The following is a 22,736-nucleotide window of genomic DNA, read 5'->3' as shown; positions in this document are numbered from 1 at the left end:
TGAATGTATGAATATTAACTCAAATAAACCAATAAAACTTATATAAGGTTAAAATCCTGCTATAATTTGGTAAAATATGACAGACTTTTGCTGGGGATTGCCTGCTCACAGACCACTATATATTTAGTTAACACGCTGTAAGGCAACATCTAAATCGATTAATTCGAATTATTATAAAGTCAAATAAGGAGATTTTTGGGCGAAACACCCCGATTTGCTGGTCTGGATTTATAATCCGGCGCAATGTATTGTGGATTTTTAATCCAGTGGAAAAAATCAAAAATGGTGAAGCCGGGATTTGTAATCCCGACTAACAAGGTGTATTACCTCGTTACTGCATAAGGCTCCATTTTCAGATCGGTAGCGATACCTGAAACAATCTGGCTAACCAATAAACCTGTTGCCGGCCCTAAACTTAATCCCATCATACCGTGTCCGGTAGCGATGATCAGGTTTTCTCTTTTTTCGCTTCTTCCGATATACGGCAAACCATCAGGAGATGATGGCCGGAAACCATACCAGATATCTTTTTCTGAAGGAACTGCCGGCTTTAAATCTGGAAAATAGGCCGGAACCGATTCTACAATCCCTTTAACCCTTTCCATATTAATGCGGGTATTAATCTTATCTAACTCCATGGTACCACCATACCTGATCTGGCCGTTCATTGGCGTTATGGCCACCCTGGCTTCGCAAAGCAGTGCCGGAATGGTTAAACGCTGCTGAGGTTCCGGTTCCATAAAAGAATAACCTTTACCAGGCATTAAAGAGATCTTCACGCCGGCCATTTTTGCCACAGCCGGCGACCATGAACCGGTTGCCAAAACATACTGATCGGCTTCCCAGGCGATATTGCCTGTAAAAACCTTTGTAATGCGATTGCCTGCCGTTTCAATTCTATCAACCTCTTTGCCACGTTCTATCTTAACACCATTGTTTACTAAATACTTAAGCAAAGCATCCATCAATTTTGTCGGATAAAGATGGGCATCGCAGCGGTAATGCACAGCGCCTAAAACATCTAATTTTAAATCAGGTTGTAATGCACGGCATTCATCAGCAGATAGTACCGCCATATCCAGGCCCAGTTCAACTGCTTTTGCCGCTAAATGCGCTTCTTCCTCTCCTGCTTTTTCTGTTTTATAAAATGCCAGAATACCATTATTCGTCAATTCGAAATCGAAATCAGGCTCCTTTGCCAAACCTTCATATAGCTTTTTGCTCAGTAATGATAAATCGCGTAAGGGCACTGCCGATTGGCTTACATGTTTTGCCGTGGCATGTTTCATAAATTTCAGACCCCAGTTAATGAGGTTAACATTTAAAGACGGACGAACATAAAAGGGACTTTTGCTGTCGAACATCCAGCGGATCCCTTGTTTGATCATACCAGGTGCAGCCAAAGGCACAAAATGGCTTGGTACAATCATCCCGGCATTACCAAATGAGCAGTTGTCGGTAATATCTCCTTTATCCAGAATTGTTATTTCGTAACCCCTTTTCTGCAGGTAAAACGCTGAAGTCAGGCCTACAATTCCACCACCTATAATTAATACTTTCGACATCCTTTTAATTTATACTGCTGATATTATTTTTTTAAATCCCATTAAATCACCTGAAATCCATAAGCATACGGATCATCTTCGGCATCTACTTTGATGGTATTGTAGCCATAAACTTTTGCCCAACCCTCTACACTTGGTATGATGGCTTTGATTCCGTTCAGGTCTACAACTTCTTCAACTCTTCCAATAAACTTGCTGCCAATAAAACTTTCATGAACAAAATCCTCTCCCTGTTTTAGTTTCCCTTTAGCAAACCATTGGGCCAGGCGTGCCGAGGTACCCGTTCCGCAAGGCGACCGGTCAATGGCCTTATCGCCATAAAAAACGGCATTCCTTGCAGTTGAATTAGGGTCTATTGTTTTTCCTGTCCATAGTATGTGGCTGCAGCCGTTTATGGTAGCATCCTGTGGGTGAACAAAAGTATATTGTTCGTTTATTTGTTTTCTGATGGTCTGGCTCCAGGTAACCAGTTGCGCAGCGGTATAGTTTTCAAGGCCTGGAAAATTTTCCTGCGGATCTACAATGGCGTAGAAATTTCCGCCATAAGCCACATCAAAACTAAGCATCCCCAAATCGGGGCACTCTACCTGAAGATTTTCGGCAGCCAGATAAGAAGCCACGTTTTTCAGTTTAACCGATTTAACCTTTTTACCTTCCTGTTTATATTCAATCAATACCAATCCGGCGGGGGCTTCCATCCTGATTACCCCTGGTATTTTCGGTTGGATGAGCCCTTCTTCAATAGCGATGGTAATGGTACCGATAGTACCGTGACCGCACATCGGGAGGCAACCACTGGTTTCGATAAACAGTACAGCTACGTCATTAGCCGGATCGTGGGGCGGGTAAAGGATACTGCCAGACATCATGTCGTGTCCGCGTGGTTCGAACATTAAACCGGTTCGAATCCAATCGAATTCTTTCAAAAAATGCTGGCGCTTTTCGCTCATGTTCGAGCCGTTAAGCTGAGGTCCGCCACCTGCAACCAACCTAACCGGATTTCCGCAGGTATGTGCGTCTACACAAAAAAAAGTTTTACTCATGAGATTTCGTTAATTTTTGATTTACCGTTCTGAAAATACCCAATGGATTTCCATCTTTCAATTCATCCGGCAATAATTCCTGTTCCCAATCCTGATAAGCCAATGGCCTTACAAAACGATTGATCGCAGTAGAACCAACCGATGTAAAACGGCTATCGTTGGTAGCCGGAAATGGCCCGCCGTGTTGCATGGCTGCACAAACTTCCACACCTGTAGGCACTCCATTCAGTATGATTCTTCCGGTTTTATCCGTCAGCTTATTCACCAGCGCCTGGTAATGCTGAAGTTCCTGTTTTGCAGCCATTAAGGTTACGGTGAGCTGCCCTTCCAATACTTCGATCGTTTTCTCGAGTTCCGCAACATTGTTGGCCACCACCAATAAAGAATATGGTCCGAAAATTTCTTCTCGCAGTTTTGGATTACTGATAAAGTCAGCTGCGCTTACCTGAGCAATCTTGGCTGTTGATTGATTTTTTAATTCATTATTATGCAGATCAGAAATAGCAATTACCTCTACTCCTTCTTCATTTATAATTTCAGTAGAAAGTTTATCGTAATTACCGGCAATACCCTCGGTTAGCATGGTTGCTGAAGGAACAGCAGCAATTGCTTCACTTAAAACAGCCTTAAAGTTTTCGAGTGCCGGCGATTGAACCGCTAACAGCAAACCCGGATTGGTACAAAACTGGCCCGCACCCAATGTAATGGAAGCAGCATATTTTTTAGCCAGTTCTTCTGCCTGGTTTTCTAAGACTAGTGGAAGAAAAATTACCGGGTTGATACTTCCCATTTCTGCAAAAACAGGAATAGGTTGTTCGCGCTGTTGAGCAAGGTTGATCAAAGCCATTCCGCCTTTAAACGAACCCGTAAACGTTACGGCTTTAGTTAAGGGATGCTGAACCAGGCCAGCTCCAATGCTATAACCGTCATCATACAATAAAGAGAAAACGCCCTTTGGCATTCCTGTTTTTTCTGCAGCTTTAACGATTGCAGCACCTACCAATGCACTGGTTCCATAATGTGCGGGATGAGCTTTAACAATTACCGGGCAACCCGAAGCGAGTGCCGAAGCCGTATCGCCTCCTGCAACTGAAAAAGCAAGCGGAAAATTACTCGCACCAAAAACCACTACCGGCCCGATTGGGATCAGCATCCGTCTGATATCAGGCCTTGGCAAAGGTTGCCTGTCAGGCAACGCGGTATCAATAATGGCATCAACCCACGAACCCTCGGCAACCAGGTTGGCAAACAACCTTAGCTGACCAGTAGTCCGGCCCAGTTCGCCCTGTAAGCGGGCTAAAGGTAAGCCGCTTTCTGCCGAAGCCCTGTTTACCAATTCTTCGCCAAGATCAGCGATTTCATCGGCTATGGCAGTTAAAAAAGCTGCTTTAAGGTCTTTATTCAGGTTTCTATAGCTTTGAAAAGCCAATGTTGCAGATGTTAAGGCTTCATCAACCAAATGCTCGTCAGCCTTAAAAAATTCGCCATCAAGCGTTAATCCCGTTGCGGGATTAACTGCTTTAAGGCTTCTTCCACTAACTTCTACATAAGTGTTTGCTACAATATTTTTCCCGTTCATATTTGGTTTTTATACTATTTGCCCCAGCTACCTTCAGGTAATTCCGGACGAACAGCCAATGCATCGTTAATGATTTTTAACACTTTTTCTCTTTCTGCGCCGCTTACCGGTAAACGTGGTGCACGAACGGCTTCTGTACCTAACCCGGTGGCTACCTCTGCCAGCTTAATGTACTGCACCAATTTAGGGTGAATATCCAGTTCCAATACCGGCAAGAACCAACGGTAAATAGCCAAAGCTTCTGCAATGCGGTTTTGTTTAACCAATCTGAAAATGGCTACAGTTTCTTTCGGAAAAGCATCAACCAAACCTGCAACCCATCCATGTGCGCCCATTACCAGACTTTCCATGGCTAACGGATCTACACCGGTGAAGATTTTGAAACGGTCGCCGAAACGGTTGATCAAACGGGTTACATTTGACACATCCCTGGTCGATTCTTTTATCGCCTGGATATTATCGTATTTGGTTAAAACCTCAAACATATCTAAGGTTACTTCGATTTTATAATCAACAGGGTTATTGTAAATCATAATTGGCAGGCTCGTACTTTCTGCAATTGCGCCAAAAAAGGCCAAAGTTTCGTCCGGAGCTGCATTATAGCGCATAGGTGGCAGCAACATTAAACCTTGTGCACCCAGCGATTCAGCTTTTTTAGCTACCTCGATTGCTTTTTTTGTGGTTGATTCTGCAATGTTTAGTAAAACCGGTACACGGCCATTTACCAGGGTTAAGGTATGCGATAACAGACCAAACTTCTCTTCATCGCTTAGTACACTGGCTTCGCCAAGCGATCCACCTAAAATAATCCCTTCCGCACCTGCTTCTAATTGCGCTTCGATATTTAAATCGAAAGCCGGAAAATCTAACTCATCGTTTGCTGTAAATTTTGTCGTTACAGCAGGGAAAACCCCGGTCCATTTAATACTCATTTAATCTTATAATTTTAATATGATGATTGATATGCTTTTTAAGTTAATTACTCAAAATACCCTTAATTTGGATTTATATTAACAAACCCATAAATGCAAGTTCAAATTTAGGCGATAAGCTCAAGCTAATGTTATTGGATTTTAACCAATACCGACCGAAAATACACCAAGTTGAAAAACAAAGGGAAATGCTGCTGAACGGTAAATTATTTCACCTGGGCAGAACAATAAAGCAGCAAAAAATGAGGCATAACATCGTGCTGCCCGGAAATGGGCTATTAAGTAAGGCCTTAAAGTTACCTGGATAAGTCTTCCGGCCGGTTAAGTTTATTTTGTATTTTCTACCCTTAAGTAATACATAAATTCGATACCGGTCTTTGTAAATAAAGCTTCCTGGCCTTTGGCTAAAGTAACCTGCTGCCAGCTTTGCGAGGGTATAATTTTAAGCGTTTTGATGACCCCTTTTTTTAAAGTTAGCGGTAAATTAAACCCTTTAACGCAATCACGGTACCGGTAAAATGCTTTTCCATCTTTAAGGTAATATTCGAATACCGGTATTTGCGTGGTACGGAGGTATTGATCAAACACCCTCGAAAAATCGTATCCTGCTTTTTTGGAAATGTAATTTTCGATTTGCCGCGTTGTTACCGTTTGATGATAAAAAGTTTGGTTAAGGCCGCGCAATATGGATCTAAAAAGCGCATCGTTATTTAAACTGTTCCTGATGGCATGCAGCATGTTCCCACCCTTCGGGTACATATCACCACTACCCTGCGCATTTACGCCGTAGTCTGGAATAATTGGCTGGTCGTTCTTAATCCCCTTCCTGATCCCGAAATTATATTCGTTTCCCGCCTGCTCACCAAAAATATAATCCACAAATAATGTTTCGCTATAATTGGTGAATCCTTCGTGCACCCACATATCGGCCAGATCGTTGGTGGTAATGTTATTGCCAAACCATTCGTGCCCGCTTTCGTGAATAATGATAAAATCCCACTTCAAACCCCAGCCATTGCCAGACATATCCCTGCCCCTATAACCAAACTGATAGCCATTGCCATAAGACACTGCCGATTGATGTTCCATTCCGGTATGCGAAGCATCGATCAGCTGATAACCATCTTCGTAAAAAGGATACGGGCCAAACCAATGCTCCATGCTTTTCATCATTTTATGTACCTGATCGGGCATATAGGTTTTGGCCCTGGGGTAATGGTAATCCAGCACCCAATAATTCACATCGAGTGCACCTTTTTCGCCAGCATATTTCTCCTTAAAATTAACGTACTTACCTATATAAGGGATAATGCAATAATTACTGATCGGGTTTTTAACATTGTACTGATAGGTTGTGGTACCATCGTGGTTATCTTTTTTAAATACCAGGCGCCCGTTACCTACAGCTATTAAAGTATCCGGAACGGTCATGGTTAAAGAAGCGCCCAGGTTAGGTTCGTCGCTTTGATGATCTTTATTCGGATACCATACTGATGCGCCCAAGCCCTGGCAGGCAACAGTCATCCATGGACGTGCGAGCGAATCGGTGGTAAAAATAAAACCACCATCCCACGGGGCCCTTTTGGCCTGGTGTACTTTTCCATGGTAAAAAATATTTACGCTGTTCTGCGCAGCTAATTTTTGCGCCGGAACCTGTACATACCAAACACTGCCGGCATGCTCAAATTTTAAATTCTTGCTGCCATTATATAAAACACTATCAATAATTAACGGCTCCTGCAAATCGATCTGCATACGGGTATTACCGTTATTAGGCTGCACAACTTGGTATACAATTTTATTTGAGCCAGTTATACTTTTATCCTTATAATCGGGCTTTACAGAAAGCTCATAGCGCTGTACATCCCACCAGGTACGTTCGGCATTTAAACTTCCCCTTAAAGTATCGGCTAAAGTATAAGTCTTTTGCGGCGACTGTGCAAAAAGTACCTGGCTGGATAATGCTAGACTGACTATTAAGGATATATGTATTAATTTTTTCATATCTTTTTGCGGGTTATCATAGTATAATAGTGTGCTAATAATTGGAAAAGCAGTTTTAGTTTTTCATCGGTTACGGCAGTCCTGCTATCCCTCCTGCTCCGATGAAGAATCGGGAGCATCCGCTCTATCAGGTTTATTTAACATCAGTTTGTGCCAAACACTCCGTTTCCCGTTCTGTGCTTTAGGCCAGGGTTTTTAGCCCTGACAGCAGCGGGCATCCCGGTTTTCCATCGGGATAAAGCGGATGGCAGGAACTTCCTTTAAAAAGAGCGATAGACCCCTGCGCTTCAAAATAAAAAACAGCTGTTACGCCAAAAGCCGCCCTTACTAATAAGCTTCGCTTCTGATCGCTTCAATTTCTTCCGTACTTAAGGCCAAATGTTTTCCTAACATGCGGCTTCCGTTTTCAGTAACCAAAAAATCGTCTTCCACCCTGATTCCGCTAAAATTCCTAAACTGCTCCAATTTATCGTAGTTAATAAATTCGGTAAACTGGTTAGCAGCTTTCCAGCGGTCTATCAGTTCAGGGATGATATAGACACCCGGTTCTACCGTTAATACATAACCTGTTTCGAGTGCTTTACCCAGCCTTAACGATTTCAATCCAAACTGGGTGGTATTTTTAGTCAGTTCGTCAGTATAACCTACATATTGCTCGCCTAAATCTTCCATGTCGTGTACATCCAGTCCCATCATATGCCCTGTGCCACATTGAAAAAACATCGCATGCGCACCAGCCTGCACAGCGTCATCTATGTTGCCTTTCATCAGGCCTATATCTTTTAAGCCCTGTGCCAGCACTTTACATGCAGTTAAATGCACGTCTAAATACCTGACACCCGGTGCCAGCAGGTTTTTAGCCTGGGTATAGGCGTTAAGCACGATATCATAAACATCTTTTTGTTCGACGCTAAATTTCTTACCCACCGGAAAAGTACGGGTAAGATCGCCGGCATAGCCCAAGGCAGTCTCAACACCAGAGTCGTTTAAAACCAACTGACCATCCCGGAGCTGGTTACCATGGTAATGGTTATGCAAAATTTCGCCGCGAACCGTCAAAATAACCGGATAGGCCAGGTTACCGCCCGAAGCCAGGGCAGCGGCTTGAATTTTGGCAGCAAGTTCGCGTTCATACAGGCCAGGTTTTGCCTGTTGCATTACCATTAAATGAATATCGGCCGATATGGCTGCTGCACGGTCTAACTCTTCAATTTCTTCAACCGATTTAACCGAGCGCTGGGCAACCACAGCCTTAATAAAATCAAGCGATGCTTTTTCCTTTAGCTGATCGATTGGCAGGTTAAGCCAATTGGCCAGTTTAATCTTATTTTCAGGGCGGTAAGGCGGCAGAAAATGAATATGACGCTTTTTATCCAGGTATTGCTTAACATAAGCCTCAAGTTGTGCCAAAGGCAAAACTTTGGTAAGGCCGGCATCCAGGCTTTTTTCTTCAAGTGTTTTCTGTCTGCCCATCCACACAATATCATCAATTCCCATTTCATCACCGAAAAGAATTACCTGATCTTCATCCAGGTCGATAATAGCAGCTAACGATGGCTCACTGATCCCAAAATAATATAAAAATGTACTATCCTGCCTAAAATGGTAGGTATTATCCTTATAGTTCATCGGGCTTTCTTCATTACCCAAAAAGAGTAATATTCCCGAATTTATCTTTGATTTTAATACTGTTCTTCGTTGGAGGTAAACTTTCTTTTCAAACATATTTTTAGGTATTGCACAAATATCTCAAAAGCTAATTTTATTCAATAACAATTAAATGTACTGGCTAAAATACGAGAGGTATTTGCAAATTATAAGCTAGGTATGCTGCATAAAAATCACAATAAATTTCATTTTAACGAAAAAGAAAGGTAAAATCTGCACAATAACGGCAAATTATCGGGTTTTCACCCTCCTGGTAATTTCATAATTTTAAACGGTAAAAATATCCCTAAATAACTTAGCCACTATGAATAATCACCTTGGTAAAAGCCTGCTTAGCTGTATACTCTTTTTTGCTTTAAGTGCCAATGCCCAAAACTATGTTCCTCATTTTAACGATAACCGTATAAAGGTTAAGAACACCATACCTATTAAAGCTTATGCTTTTGATCTTTCGCAGGTAAGCCTTTTGGAAAGCACTTTTAAAAAGGCCATGAAAGCGGATGAAGCTTACTTATCAATCATTGACGCCGACCGTTTACTATCAGGTTTCAGAAAAAATGCAGGTTTAACGCCGAAGGCCAAGATCTATGGTGGATGGGAAGGTGATGGTTTGGCCGGGCATTCTCTGGGGCATTACCTCTCTGCTATATCTATGCAATATGCATCAAGCAGAGATCCTCTTTTTCTAAAAAAAGCAAATTATATTGTAGACGAATTGATTGAATGCCAGAAAGCCAGAAAAAACGGCTATTTAGGCGCCTTCGCCAATGAAGATAAAATTTGGGGCGAACTGGCAAAAGGCAACGTTAAAACCGGTGGGTTCGACCTGAATGGTGGCTGGGCACCATGGTACACGGTACATAAAATTATGGCAGGTTTGCTCGATGCCTATCTGTACACCAACAATAAAAAAGCATTGAGTGCTTGCGTGGCATTGGCCGATTGGACAGGAACCACCATTGGAGGCCTGAACGACGAGCTTTTGCAAAAAATGTTATTCTGTGAATATGGCGGAATGGCCGAAACGCTGGTTAACCTCTATGCTATTACCGGAGAAAAGAAATACCTCGATTTATCTTACAAGTTTTACGATAAACGTGTACTTGATCCGTTGGCTCAGCAAACCGATATCCTTCCGGGAAAACACTCTAACACACAGATCCCCAAAATTATTGGCAGTGCCAGGCGCTACGAAATTACAGGCGACCTTAAAGACAAAACGATTGCCGATTTCTTTTGGAAAACCGTGGTATACCATCATTCTTATGTAACCGGTGGGAACAGTAACTATGAATACCTGAGTGAGCCCGATAAACTGAATGATAAACTCACCGAAAATACCACCGAAACCTGCAACACCTACAACATGCTCAAACTTACCGGGCATCTCTTTGCAGAGAAGCCATCGGCCGAGTTGTTCGATTACTATGAAAAAGCCCTTTATAACCATATACTGGCTTCGCAGAACCACGACGATGGTATGACCTGTTATTTTGTACCGCTGCGTATGGGTGGAAAAAAAGAATACAGCGATAAATTTAACACCTTTACCTGTTGTGTAGGCACCGGTATGGAAAACCATGTTAAATACAATGAAAGCATTTATTCGAGGGGAAGCGATGGCAGTTTGTACGTGAATCTTTTTATCCCCTCAGTTCTTGACTGGAAAGAAAAAGGAATAAAAATCACCCAACAAACGGCTTTACCTGCAGGAGATCAGACGAGTTTAACGGTTAGTTTAACCAAACCTTCAACATTTTCCATCCGGGTAAGAAAGCCAAAATGGGCTACCGGAACCACCATTGCCGTTAACGGGCAGTTACAAAAAATTACACCAGATGAAACGGGTTATTACGTAATTACCCGTAACTGGAAAAACAACGACAAAATAACTTATGTGACCCCCGAAAAATTATACACGGAAGCTATGCCGGACAATGCTGACCGCAGGGCGGTTTTTTATGGTCCGGTGCTTTTGGCTGGTGTACTGGGAATTACCGAACCTGATCCGGTGAAAGGTGTTCCGGTATTTGTGAGTGCGAACAACGACCCTAAAGATTGGTTGAGTGTAGTGAATAAAAATGAACTGCAATTTAAAACTCAACATATTGCACAGCCTCAGGATGTTACCCTGGTTCCATTTTACCAAACTAAAAATCAGTATTACAGCGTTTACTGGGATGTATTTACCCCAGAAAAATGGACATTACAGCAAAAAATATACGATGAGCAAAAGCGTAAACAGAAAGAGCTGGAAGATAAAACCACTGATGTATTCCGGTTTGGAGAAATGCAGCCGGAACGCGACCATAACTTTACTGCTGCCAAAGAATATATGGGTGAAGACCACGGCAGCAAGTGGCGTGTGGCAGGCGAAAATGGATTTTTACAATTTGAGGTTAAGGTAGACCCCGCTTTGCAGAATACCATTATTGCCTCTTACTGGGGCATGGATAACCGCGGCCGGAATTTCGATGTGCTGATTGATGGGATAAATATTGCCACCGAAGACCTGAACAAATATAAAGAAAGCCGTTTTTATGATATTTCTTATAAAATCCCAGTTGAACTGACTAAAGGCAAAAATAAAGTAACTGTAAAACTGTTCCCTAAAGCAAAAAACAGCGCAGGACCAATTTACCGGGTAAGGGTGATCAGGGAAAGTTTGTAAACAGCCCTGATAATTTTTAGCCACCGAAACACAGAAGCACGGAATTAAAGATAGTCTGCGTTTGCAACGCGGACTATTGAAATTCACATTTGTAATGTGGCCATAACAGTTGTCATTCTGAGCGCTGATAAGAACATTTATTAAACTATAGTTTACTGATTGAAAATAAATTGATACAATTACTTAAAGTAAAAATAAAGATTTAACAGGACACATTTTTATCACAAAAATGCTTATCAATAAGTCTGACAAAACAAAATTTAAAAAATTAATTAACTCAATTTAAGCTAATTATGAAAACACAATCAAATATAAAGTATAAATAAAATCTATATTTAACTGAATATCAAAATAATGTTTTCATAAAAAAGCCCCGTAAATTTTACTTTACGAGGCCCGGACAGGGATGTTTAACATTATCTTTGAAGAATAATTTCAGTGGTATGGTCTTTTGCAAGTGGAAACAGATAGCCTCCCCTGCTGCCCATTTTACTTCCTTTTACCGAATAAGCACCAACGGCATTAATTTTTGCAGGCTGTGTTAACCTCAGCATGGCATTAGGTAAATATTCGTTTGCCTTACCTAACTTCAGGTGGATTTCGCCAGTTACACTATTATAAGTTACCTCATCTATGGTGCCGGCATCAAGGCTAATCCAAAGCCCTGCTGGCGCAATATAAACCGACGATTTGGCTGCCGTAGTTAATTTAAGATTGATAATGTTACCTGTTTTACTCAGGTTACCACCAAAAGCCAGCCAGCCAAATTCAGGATGTTGCAAGAGGTAGGAGGATGTATTAATCGCATACCCAAAAAAGCCAGATCCGTAATCGCCGGTAATGCCATCGTTTTTCAGGGTTGATGGATAAGCATGAAATGCAGCAGGTGCAAAACCTTCCGCGGTAATGTTGGAGATTGCACCTAATAAACCGGCGTAACCCGCACGTAAAAGATAGAAATCGCCAGGATTTTTACGATAATCCATCAACACCGGTATAGCATTGAGCGCCGAACCGTAATGGTGGATCATCCGTTCGATGCGCGAAAGTTTACCTCCATAAAGAAAGTCCCAGTATCTTCTGGCATTACCGTTGTAGGCCCAGTGTGGCACTACTGGCATATAGGCCAGGATGGCATCAAGCGTTACTTTTGCCTTATCCTGGTAACCAAAATAGTTCGACCATACATAAACTTCTTCTTGACCTGTAGAATCCCAAGGCATCTCACTACCAAATGGATATTGTAAAGAACGCCAGTGATTGGCACGCTTTTTCATTTCATTTTCCAACCGGGTGGCTTCTTCTGTTAAACCTTCGTTTTTAAGGTCGTTTAAAATGAGATAAAATACCGTGCCTTCCATTTGGCCAAACTGTGCGTAATAAGGCGCGATGTTAACCATGGCCATACCTGTTTCAGCTGCATCGATAAGGTGTTGTTTCCAGCTCTGCTCCTCAACAAGGCCACTGTAATTACGTGCCAACCGGTACATTACCCAATGGGCGGCTGCTACATGTGGGTAATTATAAGACCTCCCCAGGTTATCGGCTTCTTTTTTTGGCCATGCAGCCCATGTTTTAAAATTGATATCTGCGGCATAAGTACCTTTAGGGAGTGAATCGGGAGCATAATAAAACAGGCTCTTTTTTACGCCATATTTCTGAGGACCGGTATTAAGCTGTATTCTCCCGAACATGACGCTGTCTACAAATTGTTTCAGTTTATCAACTTCTTCTTTTTTGGGTTGCACCAATTGTTTCATTATGGCCCCTAACCACGAACCTGCACCACCTTCATCACTCAAACCCGCAATCCAGGCCCGGCTATCCTGTGTTACCTGCTGTTGTTTTTCATTATCGTAGGTAATAACAGAAGGATTTCTTTTAAAAACAGGATCGGCCTGGTTAAACCACTGCTTGCTAGTTAAAAAATTACCATAACTTGCAATTACATCGCTTTCGGCTTCAATTACTTTATAATTTATACTTTGCTCCAGGCCATCCTCATAAGTAAGGGTTAATCTTGCCCTTCCCCATGTATTCCCTTTTACCAAGTAACTTTTCCAGCCATTTTTGGTTGCACCTGATGCAATTATTTTTAAGGCATTTGCAGGCTCAACCTGGATATTTTTAACCTTTCTGAGATAGTTAAGAAACAATTTTCCCTCTACATCTTTGGGCAATACATAACCCGGCACCGATACGGCTACCGGCTTTTTATTTTCGATCAGCTTGCTTTCAATGTCTTTTGCAGTTCCTGAAAGAATAAACTGGAGGGCATAACTGCGACTTTCGCCAGGTTTTAAAACGGTTGAAGTTGGGGTATTCCATTGCTCCGCATTTTTCCATTCGTTTTCGGCATAAGCTTTACTGTACACCATCCATTCGTAAAAACCTTCAAAGGCAATCCCTCTTGGCGTCCGGTCGTCGTTAAGCGGATTGTAAGCCTCAAATGGTGTGTGCCCCAGCGGTGTAACCAGCAGAGAAGGTGCATGCCCACTTAAGCGCGTAACCTGCAGATAACCTGCGTCTTTTCCGATATAAGGATCGTAAAATACATTTTTAGCATGGGTTTGTTCCAATGTGCGGCCTTCTAATATATTATCAAAAATCATCGGGATACCCAGGGCACCAATTTCTACATTTTTATCGGTTTTATTTTTCAGTTCGAAGCGCAACACCAGCTTTCCGTTCAACATCTCCCATGTGCGTTTAACCTGCAAAGGAATGTCAGCCGGAAGTGTTGCCGCAAGATCGGCCGCGGCGAGTACATTTTTACCTGCCGGAATACGCTGTACCGGGTTCCTTTTTGCTGCTGTGCTGTAGCTTTTCCAGTTTTCTTCGCCGGTATAGCGTAATCTTAAATTAATATCGCCCAAATGGTACAAGCCATCTGAACTGCGTACTTTTAAACTATCGCCCGGTACAAAATCGAAATCTTTAACCATTTTAGGCTGAAGCCCTGCTACTGTTTGTGATGAGTTAACAAGCTTTAAGCTAAATGCGCCGGCATTGTAGGTCGAAAAACCATTTTCCAACCCCAGGGTCGACGTTTTTTTACTTAAAGCCATCCATGGCGATTGGGCCTGAATTACCTCAATATTTACAAAAGTTAAAACACAGCAAAATATTGCTTTAAAAGTTATTATGGATATGGTTCTTTTCTTGTTTGGTTCTATCATCATATCGAAAAAGCAGGTTTGGATATCCCCGTTTACCAAAAATAAAATTTAAAAGATAAAGCAGGTGCCGAAGTTTAAAATAGCGCAAAATCGGTAAAGAATTGGTGTATTTATGGGAAGTTCGGGTACTTCTGCCATCAAATTCTTAACCATTTAAGGAGGTATAAGATCATTTAAGTTTATAATTTAAATAGCAGTTTTTTTGACAGGCTCAGCCTGACAACGTTTATTAAATACCTGGCTATTAACTCCCCGCAGATTACAGCAAGCAAATTAATAGCACCTGAGGGGAAACCCAACCCATAAGCACTGCACCGGGCGCCTAAACGTGATTGCAGCGGCAGCCCCGAATGGAATGAGGGCTACAGCGGAAAGCGCGACTAACGTTAATTGAAATGCAGGAACTGATTTCCTACTATTAATTATTAACCATTTAAAGAATATAAGATCATTTAAGTAATTACATTAAATGGATCTTCGGCTGGCTCAGGCTGACAACGTTTTACTAAATACCTGGCCATTAACTCCCCGCAGATTACAGCAAGAAAATTAATAGCACCTGAGGGGAAACCCAACCCATAAGCACTGCACCGGGTGCCTAAACGTGATTGCAGCGGCAGCCCCGAATGGAATGAGGGCTACAGCGGAAAGCGCGACTAACGTTAATTGAAATGCAGGAACTGCTTTCCTACTATTAATTATTAACCATTTAAGGAATATAAGACCATTTAAGTAATTACATTAAATGGATCTTCGGCAGGCTTAGGCTGACAACCATATGATTCCGGGTTGTTAAATCACAAATATTAAATGGGCCTGCATTTGACTTTTAACCAGGCAGCTTCTTCTGTTGAAAGATGTGACTCAAGCCGATCGAACACCTGCTGATTATACTGATTTAACCAGCTGATCTGATCTGCTTCTAAAAGTGTTTTATTGACGATGGTGGTATCGATAAAACATAAGGTTAAGGTTTCGAAAGTAAGAAAATTGCCAAACCCGCTATCTCCAAAAGGGATGCATAAAACCAGGTTTTCGATGCGCACGCCATGTTCACCCGGACGATAAACACCAGGTTCAATGGAGGTTACCATCCCTGGCTTAAAGGCTATATCTACATTAGCCGGACTAATATTCTGAGGTCCTTCGTGTACATTCAGAAAAAAACCGATACCATGACCGGTTCCATGACCAAAATTTATGGCGTGTTCCCATAGCGGTTTTCTACAGATGGAATCGATCTGATAACCCTTGGTACCTTCCGGAAAAATTAATTTAGAACCTTCAATCAGCCCTTTTAACACCAGGGTATAATCATTGGCCTGTGTTGATGAGCAATTGCCAATAGGCATTACCCTGGTAATATCAGTTGTACCATACCGATACTGACCGCCTGAATCGACAAGAAACAAACCGTCACCTAAAATTTCCTGATCGCTTTCTGCAGTTACACTGTAATGCGGCAATGCAGCATTTGCGTTATAGCCGGCTATGGTAGTAAAGCTTAAGCCCACAAAAGAGGCTTGTCCGGCTCTAAACGTGGCCAATTTTTCAGCTGCAGACCATTCTGTGATCTTTTCTTTCCCCAAATGATCTTCCATCCATTTAAAGAACCGGGTTAAGGCGATGCCATCATGTAACATTGCCCTGCGGATGTGGTTAATTTCGGTATTATTCTTTAAGCTCTTTAAATGGGTACTTGGATTAATGCCTGAGATTATAGTGGAGTCGGCTGGCAGGCATTTAAACAGCCCAAAACAGGTACGTTTAGGATCGATAAAAACCTTCGGCGCTTTTGGAAGTTTTTTTAGTGCATCAGCCACTTTAGCATATGGATACAAACTTACTCCCTGCTGATTTAACGTATTGATATCTACCTGCGACAATTTTTGCTTGTCGATAAAAAGCTTTACCTCTTCAGGGCTTATTAAGGCAAAACTTAAAGTTACCGGGTTATAATCTACATCATTTCCCCTTAGATTAAATAACCAAGCGATATCATCAAGCGAGGAAATAAAATGATAAGCTGCCTTACTTACTTTTAAAGCATCCCTTACCTGGTTTATTTTAGCCGAAATGCTAAGTCCCGCAGCTTCTTCGTCAATTAAGAAAGCATTTCCTTCAGGTAGTGCTACCCTATCCGACCAAATGGTATCGATAAAATCGACATCGGCTATCGTTATCTCGCGCTGGGCCAGACTATCCTGCAGTTCCAGTGCTAATGCTACCGTAATGAGCCCGTAATTAAAACCTACCTTTGCATTCTTTGGCAAAACTTCGATTAACCAATTGATGTATTCTGGTGTATGTGGCACTTTCAGCTTTACCAATTCGTAACCGGTACCGCTTAGTTGCGCTTCTGCCTGCGTAAAATACCTCGAATCCGTCCACAGCCCTGCAAAATCCTGAGTAATAACGAGTGTACCGGCCGAGCCTGTAAATCCGCAGGCAAATGGAATGGCCTTATAATGTGCAGGTACATACTCGCTGATGTGTGGATCTGAAGCAGTAATGATATAAGCATCTACTTTTTGAACGAGCATGAGTTGGCGTAGCGCCTGCAATTTTTCTACAAAGGTCATGTTGGGAGAATTTTATCGGGCCAAATTTAAATATTACTTTGACATCTTAAAACAAACCAGAAATCAGCAGAAAAATCTTTAGGGTTATTTTTTAAACCCAAGGTCACCATAGGATTTTAATGCCAGAGCCAACCTGTTCCGGCACTTGAAAGATTTTATACTTAAACATGCAAATGCAATGAGAACTAAACGCAGCGATCAATTGTCGGAGCTTTAACCACTTCGTAACAACCTGATGTCGGAAAGCACCTTACCTTAAAAACGAGGGATGATTCCCTTTGTGCCAGCGCATGAATGCCAAGCGTAAAGCGTTGTAAAAAACGTTTGGGACAAGCTTCTTTCTGGCAAATTATCTGGTAACTGTCTTCACTTTCTACCACCACATCTAGCACATACTTGGGCCATTGTTTCTTGATCAGATTTGGCAGCCAGCTAAACTGTTGTTTATTAATCAAATTGCCCATCCCTTCAATTGCCTCCGGTGGAATATCTTCACCTACAAGCTGTGACCAGGTTCCTTCAACTTCGGCAATAATACCCAGTACTTTACAGCCCGACAGTACCAACCAGGGGTCGTCCGTACTGGCCCGCATTAACCGATAAGATACATCTTCTAAATATTCCTGTTCAAAAAGGTAAGTAATTTCGATCATAAGCTATTTTTCTACGGTTTACCGGCAGATTATTAAGTCTTTCGGGTGGAGATGCGGGGCTAATTCGATCCCCTTCACTCCATCCCTGTTTACATCCAAAAAAGAAAATCGATTTTATTGCTATTGCTAATTGTTTTAATACATCAAAGGGATTAAACATTTTAAAATACAATGATCCTCAACAATTGCGCAGCTATTATACATGGGCAAATTAAAATAAGCTACACAAAGCTTAATAATGTTAACCTTAATTCCTATAGCGAGGGGTAAAAAGGGTAAAAGTACGGTAACAAGTGGCATATTAATGAGACAAGGCCCTAAATCATATCCTTTTTTAAGATAAATATCCAGCAAAACCAAGCCTGCCGTTATTTTGCCGGCAAAAAACGAAGCATTTCTATAGTTTATGCTTAGCGATCTGCCAAAAGACTTAAAATCTCCGCCTGGCGAGCCGGTAAACGTTGAGCCGGAAGATCAGTAGCTTACGTATTGCTCATCAAAACTCCCGTCATCATACAAATCGATCAAACCGTAACCTGGCGCGGTTTCTCTTTTGTTGCCCTCCCACCAGGCGCCGGATACTGCACCATTGCAAAGATATGTTACCTGGTTGTACACCACTTTATCGCGCAGGTGCAAATGCCCGCTTAAACACAGTTTTACATTAGGATACTGGTAAAAAAGGTTAATGATCTTAGCGGTATCGGTATGCATATCACCACCCAGCATAGTCCATTTGTTTACCACATCATCCTCTATCATTAATAATGCCGTAAGGATCGGAATGTGTGACATCACCATTACCGGCATTGTTTTAGGCGTGTTTTGCAGTTCATTTTTCAACCAGTCTAACTGCTCTTGGCCCAATTTACCGATATACCAGGTATTGTCAATATCCAGATGGGTACTATCCAGAACAATTATTTTCCAGCCGTTCTGTACCAAACTGTAGTAAGGTCTAACCAACTGGAGTTTATCCATGGCGTATCTTTTTCCATAAAAGACATCGCCTTTGGTATCTTCGTTCCACCAGATATCGTGGTTACCCAAACAATAACGGACAGGAATGCTGCATTCGTTTTTCATGGTATCTTTTACCAGCTTCCACTGTTCGTTAATGGTGCCGATATTTTCCTTATTCATATCGAAAACAATATCTCCACCATTTAAAATCAGTTCTACTTTTGGCGATTGTGCCTGTACGTGATGCAAACATTTGGCAAACCTTGCCGGGGCATTAAATTGATTTTTCAGGTGCACATCTGTCAGGTGGGCAATCCTTAAAACCGGTTTTTTCTCTATTGCTGACGAAACTTTTGATAATGTTGGCAGCAAAAACAGGCCACCTATATTTTTGAGTGCAGATCTTCTTTCCATTACGTATGATGTATTGCTTTAACATTAAGAAAAAAGCGGTGCTGTGGTTGGTACAGACACCGCTTAAAGCTTTTTTTGCTTTGTTTTTTGCTTATTGACCTTTGGCCAGGTGATAAGCTTTGATGATTTTATGAAAAATCTGATTGTTGGGATAAACACCATTGAAATTTTGCGAGCCCGGCCCATAGGCAAAAACCGGAACCATAATACCTGTATGATCGTTGGTACTAAATTCGCCCCTCACCATTCCTTTTTCTGCGGCACCATCTAGAAGTGTTAAGCCACCTGTTTCATGATCGGCAGTTACGATAACCAGCGTTTCGCCATCCTGATCGGCAAAGCGGAGTGCTTCGGCAATGGTACGGTCGAAATCGTGCAATTCGCTTACGAGATAAGGCAGATCGTTGGTATGACCACCGTAATCAATCTGTGCACCCTCGGCCATAATAAAGAAACCAGGTTTGTTTTTGGACAAAATCTGCAAGGTATGTAGTAATGATTTTTTAAGCATATCACCGCGACCTTTTATTACAGGCCGGGTAGCCGAATCATCCAGCAAAACCAATTGTTTGCCTTCGTGTTGCTTTTCAAAATCCGTTAAACTATTGGTTACCTGGAAACCTTTGATTTTCAGATCTGCCAAAAGGTTGCTGTTCTTATTTTGTTCGAAAGCTTTGCGGTTAGAACCAATTAAAACTTCGGCCTTGCTGCTTAGCAGGTCATTCGCAATTGCTCCGTTGTAAGACCTGTCTAGCTGATGGGCGTAAAATACTGCCGGAGTAGCATCGGTGAGATCGCCCGCAGTAATGATACCACTTTTAATACCAAAACCTGCCAAAGTATCAACCAGGTTGGTTTTCTTTTGATCATCAGGCCCGATACCAATGTAACGGTTATTGGTTTTATAACCAATTGCCATGGCGCTTCCTCCCGCAGCCGAATCGGTATTTCCGGCATCAGCAGCGGCGGTTTCAGAAAAGCCAATGTAATGGAATTTTGCCATGTTCAGCTCTCCGTGATTGGCGATCAAACCTGCGTGGATAGCAGCCAGTCCCATTCCATCGCCAATTAACAGGATCACTTTTTTAGGTGCTTTGTTTTGTCCGTCGCTCTTGTAGGTTGGTGTATAAGGCGTATATGGTTTGGGGTTGGTATAACTTAATTTATCCTGATGAAGATAAAAATCTTTCAGTTTGGCAGGTTTATCGGTATTGATCCAGTCTACCCCAAGCCTCTCGAGTACGATCCAGGTATTCGGACTATCCTGTGAAGCCCAAAACCGGAAAGGTTTACCCTTACGGTGTGCCTGCTCAATTGTGGCTCTTATCTTTGCTTCATCGGTTTTGGTAGGATTACCTTTTCCGTTCCATACGGTATGATTTTTCAAGTCATCGCTGATCATCGCCACCCTTGCCAGTTGCTCATCGGTATAAATGGTTGCCGGCCTGCCATCGAACGATAATTTCTCATCGTAATTTTTAAAATCGCCTGGCGTTGGCATATCGCCGCTAACCACTACCTTAATGGCATTGGCATTCTTTTTTGCATCGAATACGTCAGCATAACCATCCAGCTCCTTTAACAATACAGGCAATACATGCTGGTAATCTTCTTTTACATCGACCACCAGTTGCAGTTTTAAGGCTGCATCAGTATAAGAATGATTTCCCTTTGCTTTAAAAAGCCGGGCCAGCGGATCGAGGTAGATTTTTTTTAGCGTAAAACCGGGTTTAATTTCTGAAGCTTCGTGTGCAACATATAATTCGCCATCTTTTAAAAATACATCGGCCTCAATAGACCCCATTTCGGCATAATATGCCGTTAACAGGGGAATTTCCTGCTTATAATCGTTATGACTGTGGCCATGGTTCGCATTTAGCTTTACCTGGGCAGAAACACCTTGCAGCCCCAGCACAAAGGCCAGCACTGCAAAGTTTATGCTTATTTTTTTTACCATCCCGGGTTTTGCTTAATTACACCTGCGCTGTTATCTATTTCCCTTTGGGGCACTGCCCACACATCGTGTACCTGCGGGTTAAAAGTCCTCGCCGGCCAGATTACACGGCCATCGTAATCATGCAATGGCTTGGCATAGGTGGCCTGTGCATCGCCCCATCTTACCAAATCGCGGTGACGGTCTGCCCACTCTCCGGCCAGTTCGTTACGGCGTTCGCGCTTCAGGTCGTCAATAGTCATTCCGCTCTTTGTACCTAAACCGGCACGAACCCTGATTTTGTTCAGTTCCGTATCGCCTGCTCCGGCACCGTTTAAATTAATGGCCGCTTCGGCCTTGATAAGCAATACTTCTGCATAACGCATTAAAGGCACATTTAAATCGGTGGTTCCATTATCACCATTAGGATTAACGTGTGTTGGAATCGGGTTGGCATAAGAAAAAGGCTCCATGTATTTTTTAAACTGGTAATTTGAAGTTGCTCCTCCATCTTTGGTAAAACTGCGCTCTGCCCCGAAAAACATAAATTTATCGCCCGGTTTTAAAATGGTGGCCTCGCGGCGCTGATCGCCGGCTTCGTAAGAATCATAAAGCTCTTTGGTTGGCAAATAATAGCCCCAGCCATTGTAAATCCCCCAGGCTTTGTTGGTTAACATTACGCCGGGCAATTTACTGCCCCAGCCTGTACCACCACCATTAGGCGTACAAACCACCGACCAGATGTATTCTTTCGACCAGTTGTTAGCGGCTTTAAATACATCGGCAAAACCCGTATTAATGAGATCGTGCTGCCCTGAATTGATCACCATATCTGCATATTTGGCTGCATTTGCATAATCCTTTTTATAAAGGTAAACTTTTGAGAGATAAGCCCATGCAGCAGTTTTATGTGCTTTACCGTAGTCTCCAGGTTTCATTGCCGAAAAGAACGGAAGGTTATCGGCCGCCTTTAACAGGAGCGAAATAATATAATCGTAATTTTCATTTACATTGTTAGCACGGGGAATGGGCTGAGCGGCATCGGTTTCCGGTTTAACAATCGGTACACCGGCTTTATCATTACCATAATTTGCTGCCAATTGAAAATAGACCAACCCGGCATTGAAATAGGCATCGCCAATGATCTGTTTCTTTAAGCTTTCGTCCATATTGATGCCCGGTACATTGGTAATAATATCGTTGGCCCGTTTAATGATGGCATAGCGCATGCTCCACTGGGTTTCAGTATAGCCACCGCCTACATAGCTACGGTTAAAGTTTTTAATGTTATCGGCCTCGGGTTTGTTACGCCCGGTAACCATATCATCGCTGGCATTGATAAACCAGAACATCCCGCGTCCGTAAAAATCTTCGGCATTGTAGTTTTCGTACATTCCGCCTTCGGCTTTCAGCGCATCTTCTTTTGTTTTCCAGAAATTTTGTGCCGACGGAGAACCTTCGGGTGTAATATCAAGCTGTTTGGTACATGATGAAAAAACAGCAAGGGCGGCAAAGGCCATATATTTTAAATTCGTTTTCATTGTTATTGT

13 protein-coding genes are annotated in these 22,736 nt (G+C 42.3%); 1 reads left to right on the top strand and 12 read right to left on the bottom strand.

Annotation, left to right across the window (positions count from 1 at the left end; all coding sequences use genetic code 11):
• Window positions 1–323 precede the first annotated feature (323 nt).
• From GGQ60_RS12340 to GGQ60_RS12315, 6 genes are all read right to left on the bottom strand, one after another.
• A complete protein-coding gene (locus tag GGQ60_RS12340) occupies window positions 324–1,565 on the bottom strand; it encodes an NAD(P)/FAD-dependent oxidoreductase (RefSeq protein ID WP_183764365.1) in 1,242 nt (413 codons plus the stop codon).
• 41 nt (window positions 1,566–1,606) lie between these two features.
• Entirely contained in the window at window positions 1,607–2,608 is a 1,002-nt protein-coding gene (locus tag GGQ60_RS12335; RefSeq protein ID WP_183764363.1) for a 4-hydroxyproline epimerase, read from the bottom strand.
• Entirely contained in the window at window positions 2,601–4,187 is a 1,587-nt protein-coding gene (locus GGQ60_RS12330; RefSeq protein ID WP_183764360.1) for an aldehyde dehydrogenase (NADP(+)), read from the bottom strand. The genes GGQ60_RS12335 and GGQ60_RS12330 overlap by 8 nt, the downstream gene beginning before the upstream one ends.
• A 14-nt stretch (window positions 4,188–4,201) precedes the next feature.
• Complete coding sequence (locus GGQ60_RS12325) at window positions 4,202–5,119, bottom strand: dihydrodipicolinate synthase family protein (protein ID WP_183764355.1); 918 nt, start codon at window positions 5,117–5,119, stop codon at window positions 4,202–4,204.
• A 327-nt stretch (window positions 5,120–5,446) separates the two neighbouring features.
• Window positions 5,447–7,123, bottom strand: a complete 1,677-nt coding sequence (locus GGQ60_RS12320) for a M1 family metallopeptidase (protein WP_183764352.1) — start codon at window positions 7,121–7,123, stop codon at window positions 5,447–5,449.
• 327 nt (window positions 7,124–7,450) lie between these two features.
• Entirely contained in the window at window positions 7,451–8,848 is a 1,398-nt protein-coding gene (locus GGQ60_RS12315) for an aminopeptidase P family protein (RefSeq protein WP_183764349.1), read from the bottom strand.
• Window positions 8,849–9,095: 247 nt separating this feature from the next.
• On the opposite strand from GGQ60_RS12315, the gene GGQ60_RS12310 reads away from it, so the two are divergent.
• Window positions 9,096–11,462 carry a glycoside hydrolase family 127 protein gene (locus tag GGQ60_RS12310; RefSeq protein ID WP_183764346.1) on the top strand — a complete coding sequence of 789 codons (2,367 nt, stop codon included), beginning with the start codon at window positions 9,096–9,098 and terminating at the stop codon, window positions 11,460–11,462.
• 416 nt (window positions 11,463–11,878) lie between these two features.
• On the opposite strand, the gene GGQ60_RS12305 is transcribed toward GGQ60_RS12310, so the two are convergent.
• The 6 genes from GGQ60_RS12305 to GGQ60_RS12280 all read right to left on the bottom strand — a co-directional run bounded on the left by GGQ60_RS12305 (window position 11,879) and on the right by GGQ60_RS12280 (window position 22,727).
• Window positions 11,879–14,644, bottom strand: coding sequence for a DUF5695 domain-containing protein (locus tag GGQ60_RS12305; RefSeq protein ID WP_221235938.1), 2,766 nt, complete (start codon window positions 14,642–14,644; stop codon window positions 11,879–11,881).
• Between the two features lie 803 nt (window positions 14,645–15,447).
• Window positions 15,448–17,223 carry an aminopeptidase P family protein gene (locus tag GGQ60_RS12300; RefSeq protein WP_183764343.1) on the bottom strand — a complete coding sequence of 592 codons (1,776 nt, stop codon included), beginning with the start codon at window positions 17,221–17,223 and terminating at the stop codon, window positions 15,448–15,450.
• 185 nt (window positions 17,224–17,408) lie between these two features.
• Complete coding sequence (locus tag GGQ60_RS12295) at window positions 17,409–17,876, bottom strand: hypothetical protein (protein WP_183764340.1); 468 nt, start codon at window positions 17,874–17,876, stop codon at window positions 17,409–17,411.
• A gap of 474 nt (window positions 17,877–18,350) precedes the next feature.
• Entirely contained in the window at window positions 18,351–19,253 is a 903-nt protein-coding gene (locus tag GGQ60_RS12290) for a metallophosphoesterase family protein (RefSeq protein ID WP_183764337.1), read from the bottom strand.
• Window positions 19,254–19,344: 91 nt separating this feature from the next.
• Window positions 19,345–21,210 (bottom strand): alkaline phosphatase, encoded by a 1,866-nt coding sequence (locus GGQ60_RS12285; RefSeq protein WP_229685010.1) that lies wholly within the window; start codon window positions 21,208–21,210, stop codon window positions 19,345–19,347.
• Window positions 21,204–22,727: a RagB/SusD family nutrient uptake outer membrane protein gene (locus GGQ60_RS12280; protein ID WP_183764334.1), complete on the bottom strand. Its 1,524-nt coding sequence runs from the start codon at window positions 22,725–22,727 to the stop codon at window positions 21,204–21,206. The genes GGQ60_RS12285 and GGQ60_RS12280 overlap by 7 nt, the downstream gene beginning before the upstream one ends.
• Window positions 22,728–22,736: the final 9 nt, after the last annotated feature.

The organism is Pedobacter zeae (assembly GCF_014196715.1).
Classification (GTDB): Bacteria; Bacteroidota; Bacteroidia; order Sphingobacteriales; family Sphingobacteriaceae; genus Pedobacter; species Pedobacter zeae.
This window is presented reverse-complemented; position numbering and strand designations above follow the sequence as displayed.